This window comes from Arthrobacter sp. NamB2, assembly GCF_005281365.1.
GTDB lineage: Bacteria > Actinomycetota > Actinomycetes > Actinomycetales > Micrococcaceae > Arthrobacter_D.
In genome coordinates this window covers 400,375-415,204 of record NZ_SZWI01000002.1, presented here as the reverse complement: position 1 = coordinate 415,204, position 14,830 = coordinate 400,375, and the positions used below count along the sequence as shown (strand labels likewise).

Sequence of the window (14,830 nt, the reverse complement as noted above, 5' to 3'; positions counted from 1 at the left end):
AACGGGTAGGAATGCGGGCGGCCACGGCGAACGGGACCGGGCCAGGACGCTGGACGGGGAAGGGCGGGGCGCCCGCGAGGACGCCCCGCCCTTCACCGGCTAGAAGTCGTAGTCGTCGATGTTCTCTGCGTTGAACTGCGTGGGCGGACCGACCAGGACGATGCCGCCCTCGCCTACCTCGCGCTCGCCGAGCTCACCGGCCTCGAAGGTGTCACCCGGCTCGCCGGTGATGTCGCCGTCGGCCAGTGCCTTGCCCGCGAACGCCGCGACATACCCGAGCTGTGCAGGATCCCAGAGTGCGAACTCGGAGACGGTGCCGTCCTTCACGAAGGGACGCATCTCGTTCGGCAGGCCGAGGCCCGTGAGCGCGACCTTGCCCTTGTACTCGGAGGTGGAGAGGTACCGGGCGGTGGCGGCGATGCCGACCGTCGTGGGTGAGATGATGCCCTTCAGGTTGGGGTAGGCCTGCAGCAGGCCCTGCGCCTCCTGGAAGGACTTGGTGTCGTCGTCGTCGCCGTAGACCTTCGCGACGAGCTCGATGTTGGCGTAGTCCGGGTTCGACGCCAGCTCCTCCTCCATGAACTTGATCCACTCATTCTGGTTGGTGGCGTTGGCAGTGGCGGAGAGGATGGCGATCTCGCCCTCTCCGCCGATCTGCTCCGAGATCAGTTCGAGCTGGACCAGGGCCACGTCCTTGGCGTTGACCTGGCTCACGAAGAGGTCGCGGTAATCGGGATTCGTATCGGAGTCGAAGGCGACGATCTTCGAGCCCGCCGCGCGCGCTTCCTCGAGGGCAGGGCCCACGGCGTCGGGATCATTGGCAGCGATCACGATGACATTGGTGCCGCGCTGCGTCTCGGCGTTGATGAAGGAGACCTGGCTCGAAGCACTCGCGTCCAGCGGACCGACGACCTCCGACTTTGCGAACCCCGCTTCCGAGGCGCCGTCCTCGCCGCCGCCCAGCACTACGTCGGTGTAAGGGTTGTTGAGCTGCTTGGGGATGAAGGTGATCGTCTGCTCGCCGTCGGATCCGCTGCCACCCTCGCTGCCGCCGCCTTCGGAAGCCGCACCGCCACCGCACGCGCTGAGCACCAGGGCGGCGCTCGTGGCGAGGGCCGCGAGAGCTGCGCGCCGTCGGGTTCCGGAGTAAATAAACCTCATTGTTTTTCCTTTCGATGGGCGCTGGGAACCAGTCGCCGGGTGCAACCCTAGGGGGACGGCCTAGGGAAGTGGTGCGGTGCGGACACGCCTGGAATGGCGTGCCCGTTTGATAGCGGATGCGATATTCGGCGCAACCACCGAGATGATGAGCAGCGAGCCCGTCACGATGATGAGGACCACCTCGGAGACGCGGTCCAGTTTGAGGGCATAGTTGATGGTGCCGATCAGCAGTACTCCTGCCAGGACCCCGGGAATGGAGCCCTTGCCGCCGAAGATCGAGACCCCGCCGAGCAGGACGGCGGCAATCACGGCGAGTTCGAGGCCGCTCGCGTTGTCACTGCGGGCACTGGAGTAACGGAGCGTCCAGTAGATACCGGCCAGCGCGGACACGGTGCCCGTGGCCAGGTACAGCAGGAACTTCGAACGGGCGACGTCGATACCGACGAAGGTCGCCGCTTCCTTGCTGTAGCCCAGCGCGAAGAGCCCGCGGCCGAACGGCGTGAAGTGCAGCACGACGGCGAAGGCGATGATCAGCACGACGACGCCGATCATCACGGTCGGGATTCCGGTGCCGCCGATCTTCGAGGTGAAGAAAGCGGTCAGCCCGGGCGGGAAGTTCGCGACGGCGTTGTCACCGATGACCACGAGGGCGAGGCCCCGGAGGAGGGCGAGCGTACCGATGGTCACGGCGAGGGATGGGAGGCCGAGATAGGCGATGAGAACGCCGTTGAAGGCACCGGCGACAAGACCGGCCAGCACGCAGATCACCAGGACGAGCGCGATGTTCATGCCGCCCTGCCACAACACGCCCATGAGGGCGCTGGTCAGTCCGGCGATGCTCGCGACAGAGAGATCGATCTCGCCCGAGATGATGACGAGTGTCATCGGCAGGGCGATGAGCAGGGTCGGGATGACGTCGAGCAGGAGGAACCCGACGGTGACAGGCGAGGCGAAGCGCGGGATCACGATGGCGGCGTACAGCACGACCACCAGCAGCACGTAGATCATCACGGCGTCACGCCCCAGCAGGATCCGCGCGGCACCCGTGCGACCCTTGGGGACGGCCAGCACCGTGGACGTATCGGCCTTGCCCGAGCCGAACCGGCCCGGCTTCCGGCCCGTTTGGGCGTCGGGCTTCGTGCTCCCGGCTGTTGCGGCCATGCGCCTGCCTTTCGGTGTGGAGCCGGTACGCGGCTGGTGCCCTTCGGGCTGGACGACAGTGGGTGGACCTGAGGGGTCAGACATTGCGGGCCTCCGCGATCCGGAGCTTGCGGGCGGCCCGCACGCCGGCGATCCGGTCGATGACGACGGCGGCGAGGATCAGGATGCCCACGATCGCCTGCTGCCAGAACTTGTCGACACGCAGCGCCGTCAGGGCGCTGGTGATCGTCGTCAGGAGCAGTGCGCCGATAACGGCTCCCACGACGGTGCCGCTGCCTCCGAAGATGGCGACACCGCCCACGACCGCCGCCGCGACGACGTCCAGTTCGAGTCCGGCTCCCGTCGTCGCGCCGACCGAGTTGAAGCGGCTCGCGTACAGCACCCCGGCCAGACCTGCCAGCAGGCCGTTCACCACGAAGGCCAGCAGGACCCGGCGCGTCACGGGGATGCCGAACAACCGGGCGGCGTCGGGATCGGAACCGATCGCGTAGAGGTCGCGGCCAGGGCGCGTGCCGAGCATGTAGACGGCGACGATCGCGACGACGACGACGGCGATCAGGGTGATCACGGGGAAGCCGAGGACCGTATCCACCGAGAGGTTGCCGAACGCTTGGGGCCGATCGCCCGCGAAGTACTGGGTGCCGCCCGCCCAGGCGTTGTTGAGGCCGCGGAAGATGTAGAGCGTACCGAGCGTGATGACGAGCGCCGGCACCTTGGCGATGGTGATGAGCAGGCCGTTCAGGCCGCCGAGCACCGCTCCGAAGAGCATGCCCAGCAAGAACACCGCGACGATCGGCAGGTTCGGTGCCGCGACGAAGAGGCTGCCCGTCGAGAACGCCACGAGTCCGAGGATCGAGCCGACCGAGAGGTCGATGTTCCGTGTGATGATCACGAGCGTCTGCCCCACGGCCAGGATCATGAGGATGGTCGCGTTCAGCAGCAGGTCCTTGATGCCCTGCTCGCTCAGGAAGAGCGGATTGATGGCCGCGGTCACGGCGACCAGCACCACGAGCGCGAGCACGACGGGGAGTTCGCGGAGCTTCAGGAGGGAGCCGAGCGCCGACGTCCGCCCATGATCGGGAGTGGGGTGTGCGGGCGCCGCACTTCTGCTGTCGAGGCTCATCGCGTGGACTCCAGGGATGCGGTGGCGGCGTGCATGACGGTTTCGGCAGTGGCTTCCGAGCGGTCCAGCCGGCCGGTGATCCGGCCCTCGCGCATGACCAGGACGCGGTCCGCCACGCCGAGCACCTCGGGAAGCTCGGAGGAGATCATGAGGATCGCGATGCCGCGCCCTGCGAGCTCCGAGATCAGGCGGTGCACCTCGCTCTTGGTCCCGACGTCGATTCCGCGCGTCGGCTCGTCGATGATGAGGAGTTTCGGGTCGGTCGCGAGCCACTTCGCGAGGACCACCTTCTGCTGGTTACCGCCCGAGAGCGTGGAGACGGCATGTTCCGGTGAGCCGGCCTTGACCTGCAGCCGCTTGCCCCAGGTCTCGGCGGCTTCCCGCTCGGCTTTGCCGCTGATGATGCCGAACCTCGCGAGCGAATGGCGCAGCGTGAGCGCCGCGTTGCGTTCCACCGACAGGTCCATCACGAGTCCCTGCTTGCGCCGGTCCTCGGGGACGAACCCGATGCCTGCGTCGATGGCGGCCCGCGGGTCCTTGCGGCGAAGCGCACGTCCGAACATCTCGACGGTGCCCGACTCGTAGCGGTCGATGCCGAACACCGCCCGGGCGACCTCCGTCCGCCCGGCTCCGACGAGTCCGGCCAGCGCGACGATCTCGCCCGCCCGCACCTCGAAGTCGATGTCGTGGAACACTCCCGGACGCGTCAACCCCGAGACCCTCAGGACGACGTCGCCCGTTTCGGTCTCGGTCTTGGGGAAGAGGGCGTCGATGTCGCGGCCCACCATCTCGCGGACGATCTCCTCGACGGAGGTCGCGGCGGTGTCGTGCGTGGTGATGTGGGTGCCGTCACGCATGACCGTGATGCGGTCGCACAGACCGAAGACCTCGTCGAAGCGGTGCGAGATGAAGAGGATCCCGCTGCCGCCGTCGCGCAGTCGCCGGGCGACGGCGAACAGCCGGTCCACCTCGACGCCGCTGAGCGCGGCGGTCGGCTCGTCCATGACGAGGATGCGGGCATCCAGGGAGATGGCCTTCGCGATCTCGATGATCTGTTGATCAGCGATGGACAGGCCCTCTGCCACACGGTCGGGGTCGATCGGCACGCCCAGCTGGTCGAAGAGTTCCTTGGCACGGCGCCGCATCTCGACGCGGCTGATGAGCCCGAAGCGGCCCCTCGGCTGCCGGCCGATGAAGATGTTCTCGGCCACTGTGAGGTCGGGGAAGAGCGTCGGCTCCTGATAGATGACGGAGATGCCGGCAGCCTTGCTGTCGGCGACGTTCCGGAAGCTCACGGCCTGCCCTGCGACGACGAACTCCCCGGCGTCGGGCTGGTGCACGCCGGCGAGGATCTTGACGAGCGTCGACTTCCCGGCGCCGTTCTCACCTACGAGTGCGTGGATCTCCCCCGCCGCCAGCTCGATCGTCCCGTCGGCCAGCGCCACGACCGGCCCGAAGGTCTTCAGTGCCCCCCGGAGGGCCAGCACGGGCGTCCCTGCTGCTGCCGGGTCGGTGGCGACACTGCCACCATCAAAGTGCGTCACTGCAATCCCTCCGAGGAAATGAATCGTTTCAGAGCAACGGTCCACCTCGAATAGTAGGCGTGACCCACATCACCGTCAACCGCCCGAAATTGACCTGTGACCTCGGTCGGCTCTCCGCCTGATCGTCAGACCCCGGCACGGACCGACGTCGTCGTGCTCCCGCGTTCGACCAGCTCCGGATCGAAGATGACCTGCCGGCGCCGGGAAGCGGGTGCTTCGATCTCTTCCAGGAGGAGCTCGACGGCGGTCCGCCCCATCAGCTCGGTGGGCTTGCGGACGGTCGTCAGCGGAACGACCGTCGAGGCGGAGAAGTCGATGTCGTCGTACCCGATGAGGGCGAGGTCCTCGGGGATCCGGAGCCCGCGGATCAGCAGGACTGCCTGCATGACGCCGATGGCGAGGAGGTCGTTGGCGCAGAAGATGCCGTCCGGAAGTCCGCTCCCCCTGCGCCGCGCAATCTCCTCACCGGCATCCCGGCCCGCAAGGACGGTCATGGCGTCGGCTTCCACGACCTCGAGCACCGCGTCGTCGTACTCCTCGACCGCCTGGCGAGCGCCCGTCAGCCGGTCGGCCACCTGCCGGTAGTCGGCCTTCGTCCCCACGAAGACGATGCGCCTCCGCCCGGCCTCGAGGAGGTGCCGCACGGCCATGTAGCCTCCAGCGATGTCGTCCACGGACACCGAACTGCAGCGCCGCTGCGGATCGACGCGGTCGACCAGGACCACGGGCATGCCCCGCTTGCGGAGCGCCTCCACCCTTGGGCCCACATCACCGACGGGCGAGATGAGCATGCCCTGGACGCGCTGCTGCTCGAAGACGTCGATGTACCTCGCCTCGCGTACGACGTCCTGCCCGCTGTCCCCCAGCACCACCGTGCTGCCGTTCTCCGATGCGCAGTCCTCCGCAGCGCGGGCAAGGGACGAGAAGAACGGGTTGCCGACGTCGAGGACGATCAGGCCGATGGTGCGGCTCTGGCCTGCGCGCAACTGCCGGGCGGCGTCGTTGCGGACGAAGTTCAGCTCGTCGATGGCGCCCTGCACGCGCTCCCTCGTTGCGGCGGAGACCCGGGCGGGGTGGTTGAGCACATTGGACACCGTGCCGATGGCAACGCCCGCGCGATCCGCAACGTCCTTGATGCTGACTGGTCGGCTGTCCATGGTTTCCTCGACGCTCAGGCCCCGGCGCACGGAAGGCGGCGACAGGACTGTTGACACTCGGTCTCAAGCAAGGATAACTTTGAAACGTGTCACTGAAACGATTCAAAGGCACGCCATCTGCACTTCACCCTCCCGGCACGATCGATGCCGGGAAGACCCACGAGAAACCGCCGTCCGAGGTGTGACGAAGCACCCGGCCGCCACCACGCTGGAGAGAGTACATGACTGTCATCGATGACATCGCGGCGCAGCTGGAGCAGCTCGCCATCGAGGTGCCCTCCTGGGCCTACGGCAATTCCGGAACACGCTTCAAGGTCTTCGCCACCCCCGGCACGCCTCGTACCGTTCAGGAGAAGATCGCGGACGCGGGCATGGTCAACCGCCTGACCGGGCTGGCCCCGAGCGTGGCCCTCCACATCCCCTGGGACAAGGTCGACGACTACGGTGTCCTCGCTGACTTCGCCGCCGAGAACGGCGTGAAGCTCGGCACGATCAACAGCAACACCTTCCAGGACGACGACTACAAGTTCGGCAGCCTGACGCACAGCGACGCCGCGGTGCGGAACAAGGCGATCGACCACATGTACGAGTGCATCGAGGTCATGAACGTCACCGGTTCGCGCGACCTCAAGATCTGGCTCGCGGACGGCTCCAACTACCCCGGCCAAGCCGACATGCGGTCCCGGCAGGACTGGCTGCAGGAATCCCTGCGGAAGGTGTACGACCGCCTCGGGGAGGACCAGCGGCTGGTCCTCGAGTACAAGTTCTTCGAACCGGCGTTCTACCACACGGACGTTCCCGACTGGGGCACCTCCTACGCGCACTGCCTGCAACTGGGCGAGAAGGCCCTCGTCTGTCTCGACACCGGTCACCACGCCCCCGGAACGAACATCGAGTTCATCGTGGCGCAGCTCATCCGCCTCGGGAAGCTCGGATCCTTCGACTTCAACTCGCGCTTCTACGCGGACGACGACCTGATCGTCGGCGCGGCCGACCCGTTCCAGCTGTTCCGCATCATGGCGGAGGTGGTGCGCGGCGGTGGCCTCGCACCCGAGAGCGGGATCGCCCTCATGCTCGACCAGTGCCACAACCTGGAGGAGAAGATCCCCGGGCAGATCCGCTCCGTGCTCAATGTCCAGGAGATGACGGCGCGTGCACTGCTCATCGACCGGCCGGCGCTCACCGCGGCGCAGGAGTCCGGCGACGTCCTCGCCGCCAACGCGATCATGATGGACGCCTTCTACACGGACGTCCGCCCGGGCCTGGCGCAGTGGCGCGAGTCCAAGGGACTTCCGGCGGATCCCATGGAGGCGTACCGCGCCAGTGGGTACCAGGACCGGATCAACAGCGAACGACAGGGCGGCCAGCAGGCCGGATGGGGAGCATGACAGTGACGACGACGACGGGGCATGCCACGAATACCTCCACCAACCAGAACGGCAACCAGACCGGCAACCAGACGGTGCAGGACCTCATCGAGCGGTCGAACCGCCTGGGCGCGGACAAGCGCAATACCAACTACGCCGGCGGCAACACGTCCGCCAAGGGCCTCGGTTTCGATCCGGCCACCGGCGAGGACGTGGAACTGCTCTGGGTCAAGGGCTCCGGCGGGGACCTCGGGACGCTCAAGGAAACCGGCCTCGCCGTGCTGCGGCTGGACCGCATGCGCGCCCTGCGTTCGGTGTACCCGGGCGTCGAGCGTGAGGACGAGATGGTCGCGGCGTTCGACTACACGCTGCACGGCAAGGGCGGCGCCGCCCCGTCCATCGACACGGCCATGCACGGGCTCGTCGATGCCGCGCACGTCGACCACCTGCACCCCGATTCCGGCATCGCCATCGCCACCGCTGTCGACGGGGAGGCACTGACCTCGACCATCTTCGGCAACAAGGTGGTCTGGGTGCCCTGGCGCCGTCCCGGTTTCCAGCTCGGGCTCGATATCGCCGCCATCAAGGAAGCCAACCCCGAGGCGATCGGCACCATCCTCGGCGGCCACGGCATCACGGCCTGGGGCGACACCTCCGCCGAGGCCGAGGCGAACTCGCTCTGGATCATCGAGACGGCCGAACGGTACATCGCCGAGCACGGCAAGACGGAGCCCTTCGGCCCCGCACTCGAGGGCTACGCGGCGCTCCCCGAGCAGGAGCGCCGGGCCAAGGCCGCGGCCCTGGCCCCGACGATCCGCGGGCTCGCCTCCACCGACAAGGCACAGGTGGGCCACTTCACCGACGATCCCCGCGTCCTGGACTTCCTCGCCTCGACCAACCATCCGCGTCTCGGCGCGCTCGGAACGAGCTGCCCCGACCACTTCCTGCGCACCAAGGTCAAGCCGCTCGTCCTCGACCTCCCGGCTGATGCCGACGTGGAGAGCTGCCTGCTACGCCTGCGCGAACTGCACACCGAGTACCGGGCGGACTACGCCGCGTACTACGACCGCCACGCCACGGACGAGTCACCCGCGATGCGCGGCGCGGACCCCGCGATCGTGCTCGTACCGGGCGTGGGCATGTTCTCCTTCGGCGCCAACAAGCAGACCGCCCGCGTCGCCGGTGAGTTCTACCTGAACGCGATCAACGTGATGCGCGGGGCGGAAGCAATCTCGACCTACTCTCCCATCGACGAGGTCGAGAAGTTCCGCATCGAGTACTGGGCCCTGGAGGAGGCCAAGCTCGCGCGCATGCCGAAGCCGAAGTCGCACGCCGGGCGCATCGCCCTCGTGACCGGGGCGGCGTCGGGCATCGGCAAGGCCATCGCCACACGGCTGGCTGCCGAGGGCGCGTGCGTGGTCATCGCGGACCTCAACATCGACAGCGCGAACAGCGTCGCCGAGGAACTCGGCGGGTCCGACGTCGCCATCGGCGTCCAGGCAGATGTCACCGATCCCGCCCAGGTCCAGGAGGCCGTGAAGGCCGCCGTGCTGGCCTTCGGCGGACTCGACCTCGTGGTCAACAATGCAGGGCTGTCCATCTCCAAGCCCCTCCTCGAGACGACCGAGAAGGACTGGAATCTGCAGCACAACGTCATGGCGAAGGGCTCCTTCCTCATGTCGCAGGCCGCCGCGAAGGTGCTCATCGAGCAGGACATGGGCGGGGACATCATCTACATCTCCTCCAAGAACTCCGTGTTCGCGGGGCCCAACAACATCGCCTACAGCGCCACGAAGGCTGACCAGGCACATCAGGTCCGCCTGCTCGCCGCCGAACTGGGCGGCTACGGCGTCCGCGTCAACGGCATCAACCCCGACGGCGTAGTGCGCGGCTCCGGCATCTTCGCCGGCGGGTGGGGTGCCAAGCGCGCTGCCGTCTACGGCGTGGAGGAGGAGAAGCTGGGCGAGTACTACGCGCAGCGCACGCTCCTCAAGCGCGAGGTGCTGCCGGAGAACGTGGCCAACGCCGTCGCCGTCCTGACCTCCGCCGAACTCTCGCACACCACGGGCCTGCACATCCCCGTGGACGCCGGCGTCGCCGCGGCGTTCCTGCGCTGACATGGCCGGTGCGATGAATGGGGCCCAGAGGGAGGTGTTCGCCGCCGTCGATATCGGCGCCTCCTCCGGACGCGTGATCCTGGGCAGGCTGACGGAGGATGGTCCGGAGCTGCGCACCGTCCACCGCTTCCCGAACGGCGCACAGTTCCTGGGGGGTGCGCTGCGCTGGGACATCGAGTCACTCTTCGAGGAGGTTCTCACCGGGCTCGCGGCCGCCGCCGGAACGGCGGCCGCGGCCGGCGACACCGTCACGAGTATCGGAATCGACACCTGGGCCGTGGACTACGGACTGGTCGACGACGCCGGCCGGTTGCGCCACCTTCCCTTCAGCTACCGCGACGCCCGGACCGAGTCGACCATCGGCGTCGTCCACGCGGCAGTACCTCCGGAGAAGCTCTACGCGCGCACCGGGCTGCAGTTCCTGCCCTTCAACACGGTCTATCAGCTGGCCGCCGAACGCTCGCTGGACGGCGTCCAGGCCCTGCTCATCCCGGACCTGCTCGCGTACCGACTGACGGGCGTGCGCCGTACCGAATCGACCAACGCATCGACCACGGGCCTGCTCGATGCCGGTACGGGCACCTGGGCGGCGGACCTCTTCGCACCACTCGGCCTGTCACCGGATCTCTTCCCGCCGCTCGTCGAGCCCGGATCGGTCATCGGGCGCCTGTCCCCCGCGGCCGCGGAGGCGACGGGCCTCACGGAGCGGACCGCCGTCGTCGCCGTGGGGTCGCACGACACCGCATCCGCCGTCGCCGCCGTTCCGGCGGAATCACCGCACTTCGCCTACATCTCCTCCGGCACGTGGTCCCTCGTGGGCGTCGAACTCGAGGCGCCCATCCTGACCGCCGAGAGCCGCGCCGCGAACTTCACCAATGAGCGGGGCGTCGACGGGACCATCCGGTACCTCCGCAACACCGGAGGTCTCTGGCTCCTGCAGGAGTGCCTGCGGGAGTGGAGCATCGAGGGGCCCGAACCCGACCTCCTCAACCTGCTCGCCGGCGCGGGACACCTGCCTCCGGGCGGACCGACGGTCGACGCCGACAGCACCGAGTTCCTGGCGCCTGGCGGCATGCCGTCCCGTATCCGTCGCGCCGCCGGGGCAGCAGGGGGGCCTGTACCGTCGTCACGCGAAGCCGTGGTGCGGTGCATCCTGGACAGCCTCGCGAACGCCTACGCGCGCACTCTGCGCGACGCCGAGCGACTGTCCGGCACACGGATCGACGTCATCCACGTGGTGGGTGGCGGCTCTCAGAACGCCCTGCTCTGCCAGCTGACAGCGGACCGGACGGGACTTCCCGTCCTCGCGGGGCCGGTGGAAGCCACTGCGCTCGGCAACGTCCTCGTCCAGGCCCGTGCTGCCGGCCTCCTCGCCGACGGAGCCGGACTTGCAGGCATCAGGACAGCGGCCCGTGCCGCTGCACGGACGATCCGCTACGAACCTGCCCACCTGGTGACCGGCGAGCAACAGCCCCTGCTCCCGGCGTACCGGCCGTAGAGGCTCCGGCGTGCCCGGGACGAGTACTTACATCCGGCCGAAGACGGATCGGATGATGGCGAAGATCCCGTAGCAGATCAGGCCCACGGCGATCGCTGTGAGCACGTGGACACCGGCGGGGTGGTACTGGAGGGCCTTCAGGCTGCCGTCGAGTCCTGTCGATTCCTGCGGGTCGTGGTCCAGGCCCGCCACGACGAACAACCCGCCGACAAGGAGCAGCGCGACGCCTTTCGCCACGTGCCCCACGACGCCGAGGACCTCGATGACGCGCCCGTGGGCTGTGTCCTCGAACGCCTGGAGTTCTGGCCGGAAGGCGCGCCGCACCCCCTTGATGACGAAGTGCAGGCCGATCCCGAGGATGATGGCGGCGGTCAGGAACACGAGGAGCACGCCGAACCCCGATGCCAGCAGCGTCCGGGTGAAGTCCACCGTCGATTCCGAGGAGTCAGGACCGTCACCGAGCGCGAAACGCGCGAACGTGCCAGCCATGGATCCGTAGATGATCGCGAGCGATCCGGACGAGATGTGCTTGCCGATGCGCTGTCCGGTGGTGAGGTGGCGAGCGCGCAGCGTCGCCTCGCTGAATTGCCACAGCGCGAGACCCGCGCATCCCGCCGCGCAGACCCACATGATCGGCGCCCCGAGACGCCCCTCTGCGACCTCCTCGAGCGCGCCGGTCGGTTCGGCCTCCCCATTGCCGCCGAAAGCGAGGCGGAGCGCGATGATCCCGATCAGAATGTGCACCACGGCGAGCGCCGCGAAGCCCAGGCGTGCCACGACGTCGAGCGCGCGTGTATCGGACACGCGTTCGGCGGCATCGGCGGCCCGGCTCGCCAGTCCCTGTGGGTCGGCGCTGCTGTCCGTCGTCACTGCTCGACCTCCCGGCACGGTTCCATGACCACCCAGCAGGGACAGAGCCCGGAGGGTGCTCGATCCAGCATAGGAGCACCACCCGGACCGCTGCACACGGGAGTGACCCTGGACGTCAGGACGATCGCGACAACCACTCGGCCAGGGCATCCCGGACGAGTTCCGCCCCGCCCCGGCCGCCGTAGTTGGAAGCGAAGCGGGGGTCGGTCACGTACATGACGCCCAGCCCGCGGATGTATCCGGTGGGCAGGGAACCACTCTTCGTGCGGGGCACGCCGGGTACGCTCGAGAGCCAGGTCATGTGCCGTTGGGCCAGATCCTGGGCTTCGGCGCTCGTCGGCTCGACGCCCCGCGAGGCGGCAGCGGCCCAATCGGCGTTCAGCCCGGCGAGCTCCTTCCCGAACGATTCCTTATCGGCGTCGGACCTGCCACGCCACCAGGAGTCGCCGTGCGCGTAGGCCTCGTGCCCCCAGCGCTCCTGGACCTCCTCCCTGTACCGCGTGTGGTCGAACCCGTCGAACATGTGCTCGGGCACCGGTTCCTCTCCTCGTTCGAGGGCCTCCACCGTGGTGAGGACCGCTGTGATCTGACGGTCGAGCCGCTGCTGCTCGCCGCGGAGGTGCTCGAGGTGGGCCCGCAGGGCCGGCGCCGAAGCATCGGTGCCTTGGGTGCCTTCGGTGCCCTCGGTGTCGAGCACTGCCCTGATAGCCGGCAGCGGCAGGCCGAGCGACCTCAACAACAGGATGCGCTGGAGCCGCACCAGGGCTGCCGAGTCGTAGTAGCGGTAGCCATTGCTCCCGATCCGGGACGGCTCCAGTACGCCGACGTCGGCGTAGTGCCGCAGCGTCCGGCTCGTGGTGCCCGCAAGTCGTGCAACGGCTGTGATCGGGTAGTCCACCTGGCTCCTCCCTGCAACGCATTGTGCGCCGATGGGAACCACAGTAGAAGTTGACGCAACGTCAAGGTCAAGCGAGGGCGGACTACCCGGTGCTGCCTCCTTGGAACAGCTACGCTACTCAGGCAGCACCGGGGCTGCGAGGAGAAGGGCTGGAAGAATGCGCGACAGGACGGACGAAGAGACAACGGTGGCCGCGGTCCGGACGTGGCAACAAATCGGACTGGTGCGATGTCTCCTCGTCCTGATGGTTCCGGTGGCCGTGCTCAGTGGTGCGAGCTACTTTCTGTGGCGCGCCATCGCAGTGTCCACGCCCGAGACGTACGCGGACATCCACTTCTGGTTCTACTTCTTTGATGTAGGGCGCGAGATCAACGTTCCCACGTGGTTCAGCGCGGGGCTGTGGATCGTGATCGGCCTGCTCGCCGCGTACTACTGCCGCCACGCCGTCCGCTTCCGCTTCTCCTGGGGCTTCTTTTCCTTCCTCGCGTTCTTCCTGTCGCTGGACGAGACGCTCGAGTTGCACGAACGCCTCGACGTCCTCGGCAACGAGCTAGCGCGCTTCCTACCCGTGACGGTCGGCTTCACATGGGTGCTGCCGGGCGTCCTGATCGCGGCTGTTCTCTGCGCCTTCCTGGTCCGGCTCGTGCTGTCGCTGCCGCGTGCTGTCACGCTCGGACTCGTGGCGTCGGGGCTGGTCTTCGTCGGAGGGTCGGTCGGTGCCGAGTCGCTGGCCGGAGTGACCCTGATCAACGAGGGTGCCGCGCCGTCGTTCTTCGTCCTGACCCTGATCGAGGAGACCCTCGAGATGTCGGGCCTCGCGCTCTGCGTGGCCTCGCTCCTCAGTCTCCTCGAGTACCGCAGGGTGGACGGCGGCACGGCCTACCGGATCACCCCGGCGGACCGGGGTGGGGAACCGCCGAGAGCGGATGCGTCACCGCTGGGCGTACCGAGCCTCCGCGACGACGAACTCGAACCTGGTAGGGACGTCCATAGTGGGATTGCCGGGGTGGATGGGGACGGGAACCGCCGGGGCGGGCGGACCGGCGGCTCCGCGCCGTCCGTCAGCTAGTCAGCTGTACCAGAACCACTGCGGCGGACGCCACGACGCCGGGACCGCGTGCGCGTTGAACGTGCCGCACTCGGAGCAGGTGTAACTGGCGCTGGCGGGCATGAGGTCGGTCGAGTGTTCCGCCTGCCGCGCTGGAACGAACTCCTCGAAGATCAGGTATTCGTCGGTACGGCACTGGGGGCAAAAGGGTGCTTCGCCCGCTTCCGCCAGCGAGATGGGGAAGCTGCTCGTGCGCAGGCTTCTCCCGTGATCGATTGTTGTCATGAGAATCACCGTTTCCGTCCTGCAGCCGACGTCGGACGCAGGTAGTAAGGGTACTTATACCTCAAATATAGACCTCGGCCAGGGCTCGCGGAAGGACGGCGGTCGTGGAAGCCAGGCCCGGCACGAGTGCACACCGGGGCTGACAGAATGGGCCCATGACGGCCAGACCCCCGAAATCCACCGCAGCACTTCCTCCCGAGCAGGCAGGGCCCCTGCGGCGCGCACTCTCGGGCAGCGCCGATGTGACGGTCTTCGTGGACGGCACCGCCCACCGCCTGCCGTCCGAGGCGCGGGCCGCCGTCGTCGACCTCCTCGCCCGCCTGTCCGACGGTGATGCCGTACAGGTGACCTCTGTCGCCGAGTTGCTCACCACGTCGCAGGCGGCAGAACTGGCGGGCATCTCGCACAGCTACCTGCGCAAGCTCACCGACGCGGGCATCCTCCCTGTCGAGTACCGCGGCTCGCATCGACGTATCCGCAGAGCCGACGTCGAGGACTGGCTCCGCAGCCAGCTCCGCCGCCAGTCCTCCTCCGCCGAACCAGCACCTGCACCCAGCCCCCTGCCCGACCCCTCCTAGGCTGCAGGGCGGCCTGCCTGCCA

General features: G+C 68.1%; 13 protein-coding genes. 5 read left to right on the top strand and 8 right to left on the bottom strand.

Annotation, left to right across the window (positions count from 1 at the left end; all coding sequences use genetic code 11):
• Positions 1 to 99: 99 nt before the first annotated feature.
• The 5 genes from rhaS to FDK12_RS05615 all read right to left on the bottom strand — a co-directional run bounded on the left by rhaS (position 100) and on the right by FDK12_RS05615 (position 6,146).
• Positions 100 to 1,161 carry a rhamnose ABC transporter substrate-binding protein gene (gene rhaS / locus FDK12_RS05635; RefSeq protein WP_137368629.1) on the bottom strand — a complete coding sequence of 354 codons (1,062 nt, stop codon included), beginning with the start codon at positions 1,159 to 1,161 and terminating at the stop codon, positions 100 to 102.
• A 60-nt stretch (positions 1,162 to 1,221) separates the two neighbouring features.
• Positions 1,222 to 2,322 carry an ABC transporter permease gene (locus tag FDK12_RS05630; protein ID WP_137368628.1) on the bottom strand — a complete coding sequence of 367 codons (1,101 nt, stop codon included), beginning with the start codon at positions 2,320 to 2,322 and terminating at the stop codon, positions 1,222 to 1,224.
• A 76-nt stretch (positions 2,323 to 2,398) separates the two neighbouring features.
• The gene (locus FDK12_RS05625) at positions 2,399 to 3,445 is read right to left on the bottom strand and encodes an ABC transporter permease (RefSeq protein WP_137368627.1); all 1,047 of its coding nucleotides are present in this window, start codon (positions 3,443 to 3,445) and stop codon (positions 2,399 to 2,401) included.
• On the bottom strand, positions 3,442 to 4,989 hold the full coding sequence (locus FDK12_RS05620) for a sugar ABC transporter ATP-binding protein (RefSeq protein ID WP_137368626.1): 1,548 nt from the start codon (positions 4,987 to 4,989) through the stop codon (positions 3,442 to 3,444). Before FDK12_RS05620 ends, FDK12_RS05625 begins: the two co-directional genes overlap by 4 nt.
• Before the next feature lie 125 nt (positions 4,990 to 5,114).
• A complete protein-coding gene (locus FDK12_RS05615; RefSeq protein ID WP_137368625.1) occupies positions 5,115 to 6,146 on the bottom strand; it encodes a LacI family DNA-binding transcriptional regulator in 1,032 nt (343 codons plus the stop codon).
• A gap of 221 nt (positions 6,147 to 6,367) precedes the next feature.
• Between FDK12_RS05615 and rhaI the strand changes: the two genes are divergently transcribed.
• The 3 genes from rhaI to FDK12_RS05600 are packed head-to-tail and all read left to right on the top strand — an operon-like array spanning position 6,368 to position 11,128.
• Positions 6,368 to 7,534, top strand: a complete 1,167-nt coding sequence (rhaI, locus tag FDK12_RS05610) for an L-rhamnose isomerase (RefSeq protein WP_189636268.1) — start codon at positions 6,368 to 6,370, stop codon at positions 7,532 to 7,534.
• Positions 7,531 to 9,630 (top strand): bifunctional aldolase/short-chain dehydrogenase, encoded by a 2,100-nt coding sequence (locus FDK12_RS05605; protein ID WP_137368624.1) that lies wholly within the window; start codon positions 7,531 to 7,533, stop codon positions 9,628 to 9,630. Before rhaI ends, FDK12_RS05605 begins: the two co-directional genes overlap by 4 nt.
• 13 nt (positions 9,631 to 9,643) lie before the next feature.
• On the top strand, positions 9,644 to 11,128 hold the full coding sequence (locus tag FDK12_RS05600) for a rhamnulokinase (protein WP_223263110.1): 1,485 nt from the start codon (positions 9,644 to 9,646) through the stop codon (positions 11,126 to 11,128).
• 27 nt (positions 11,129 to 11,155) lie between these two features.
• On the opposite strand, the gene FDK12_RS05595 is transcribed toward FDK12_RS05600, so the two are convergent.
• Positions 11,156 to 11,998 (bottom strand): DUF1206 domain-containing protein, encoded by an 843-nt coding sequence (locus tag FDK12_RS05595; protein WP_223263109.1) that lies wholly within the window; start codon positions 11,996 to 11,998, stop codon positions 11,156 to 11,158.
• A gap of 115 nt (positions 11,999 to 12,113) precedes the next feature.
• Positions 12,114 to 12,896 carry a MerR family transcriptional regulator gene (locus tag FDK12_RS05590; protein WP_137368621.1) on the bottom strand — a complete coding sequence of 261 codons (783 nt, stop codon included), beginning with the start codon at positions 12,894 to 12,896 and terminating at the stop codon, positions 12,114 to 12,116.
• A gap of 157 nt (positions 12,897 to 13,053) precedes the next feature.
• On the opposite strand from FDK12_RS05590, the gene FDK12_RS05585 reads away from it, so the two are divergent.
• A complete protein-coding gene (locus FDK12_RS05585; protein WP_137368620.1) occupies positions 13,054 to 13,965 on the top strand; it encodes a hypothetical protein in 912 nt (303 codons plus the stop codon).
• Here FDK12_RS05585 and FDK12_RS05580 read toward each other — a convergent pair whose 3' ends face one another.
• Positions 13,966 to 14,229 carry a hypothetical protein gene (locus FDK12_RS05580; protein ID WP_137368619.1) on the bottom strand — a complete coding sequence of 88 codons (264 nt, stop codon included), beginning with the start codon at positions 14,227 to 14,229 and terminating at the stop codon, positions 13,966 to 13,968.
• 155 nt (positions 14,230 to 14,384) lie between these two features.
• Between FDK12_RS05580 and FDK12_RS05575 the strand changes: the two genes are divergently transcribed.
• Positions 14,385 to 14,807 (top strand): helix-turn-helix domain-containing protein, encoded by a 423-nt coding sequence (locus tag FDK12_RS05575; RefSeq protein WP_137368618.1) that lies wholly within the window; start codon positions 14,385 to 14,387, stop codon positions 14,805 to 14,807.
• Positions 14,808 to 14,830: the final 23 nt, after the last annotated feature.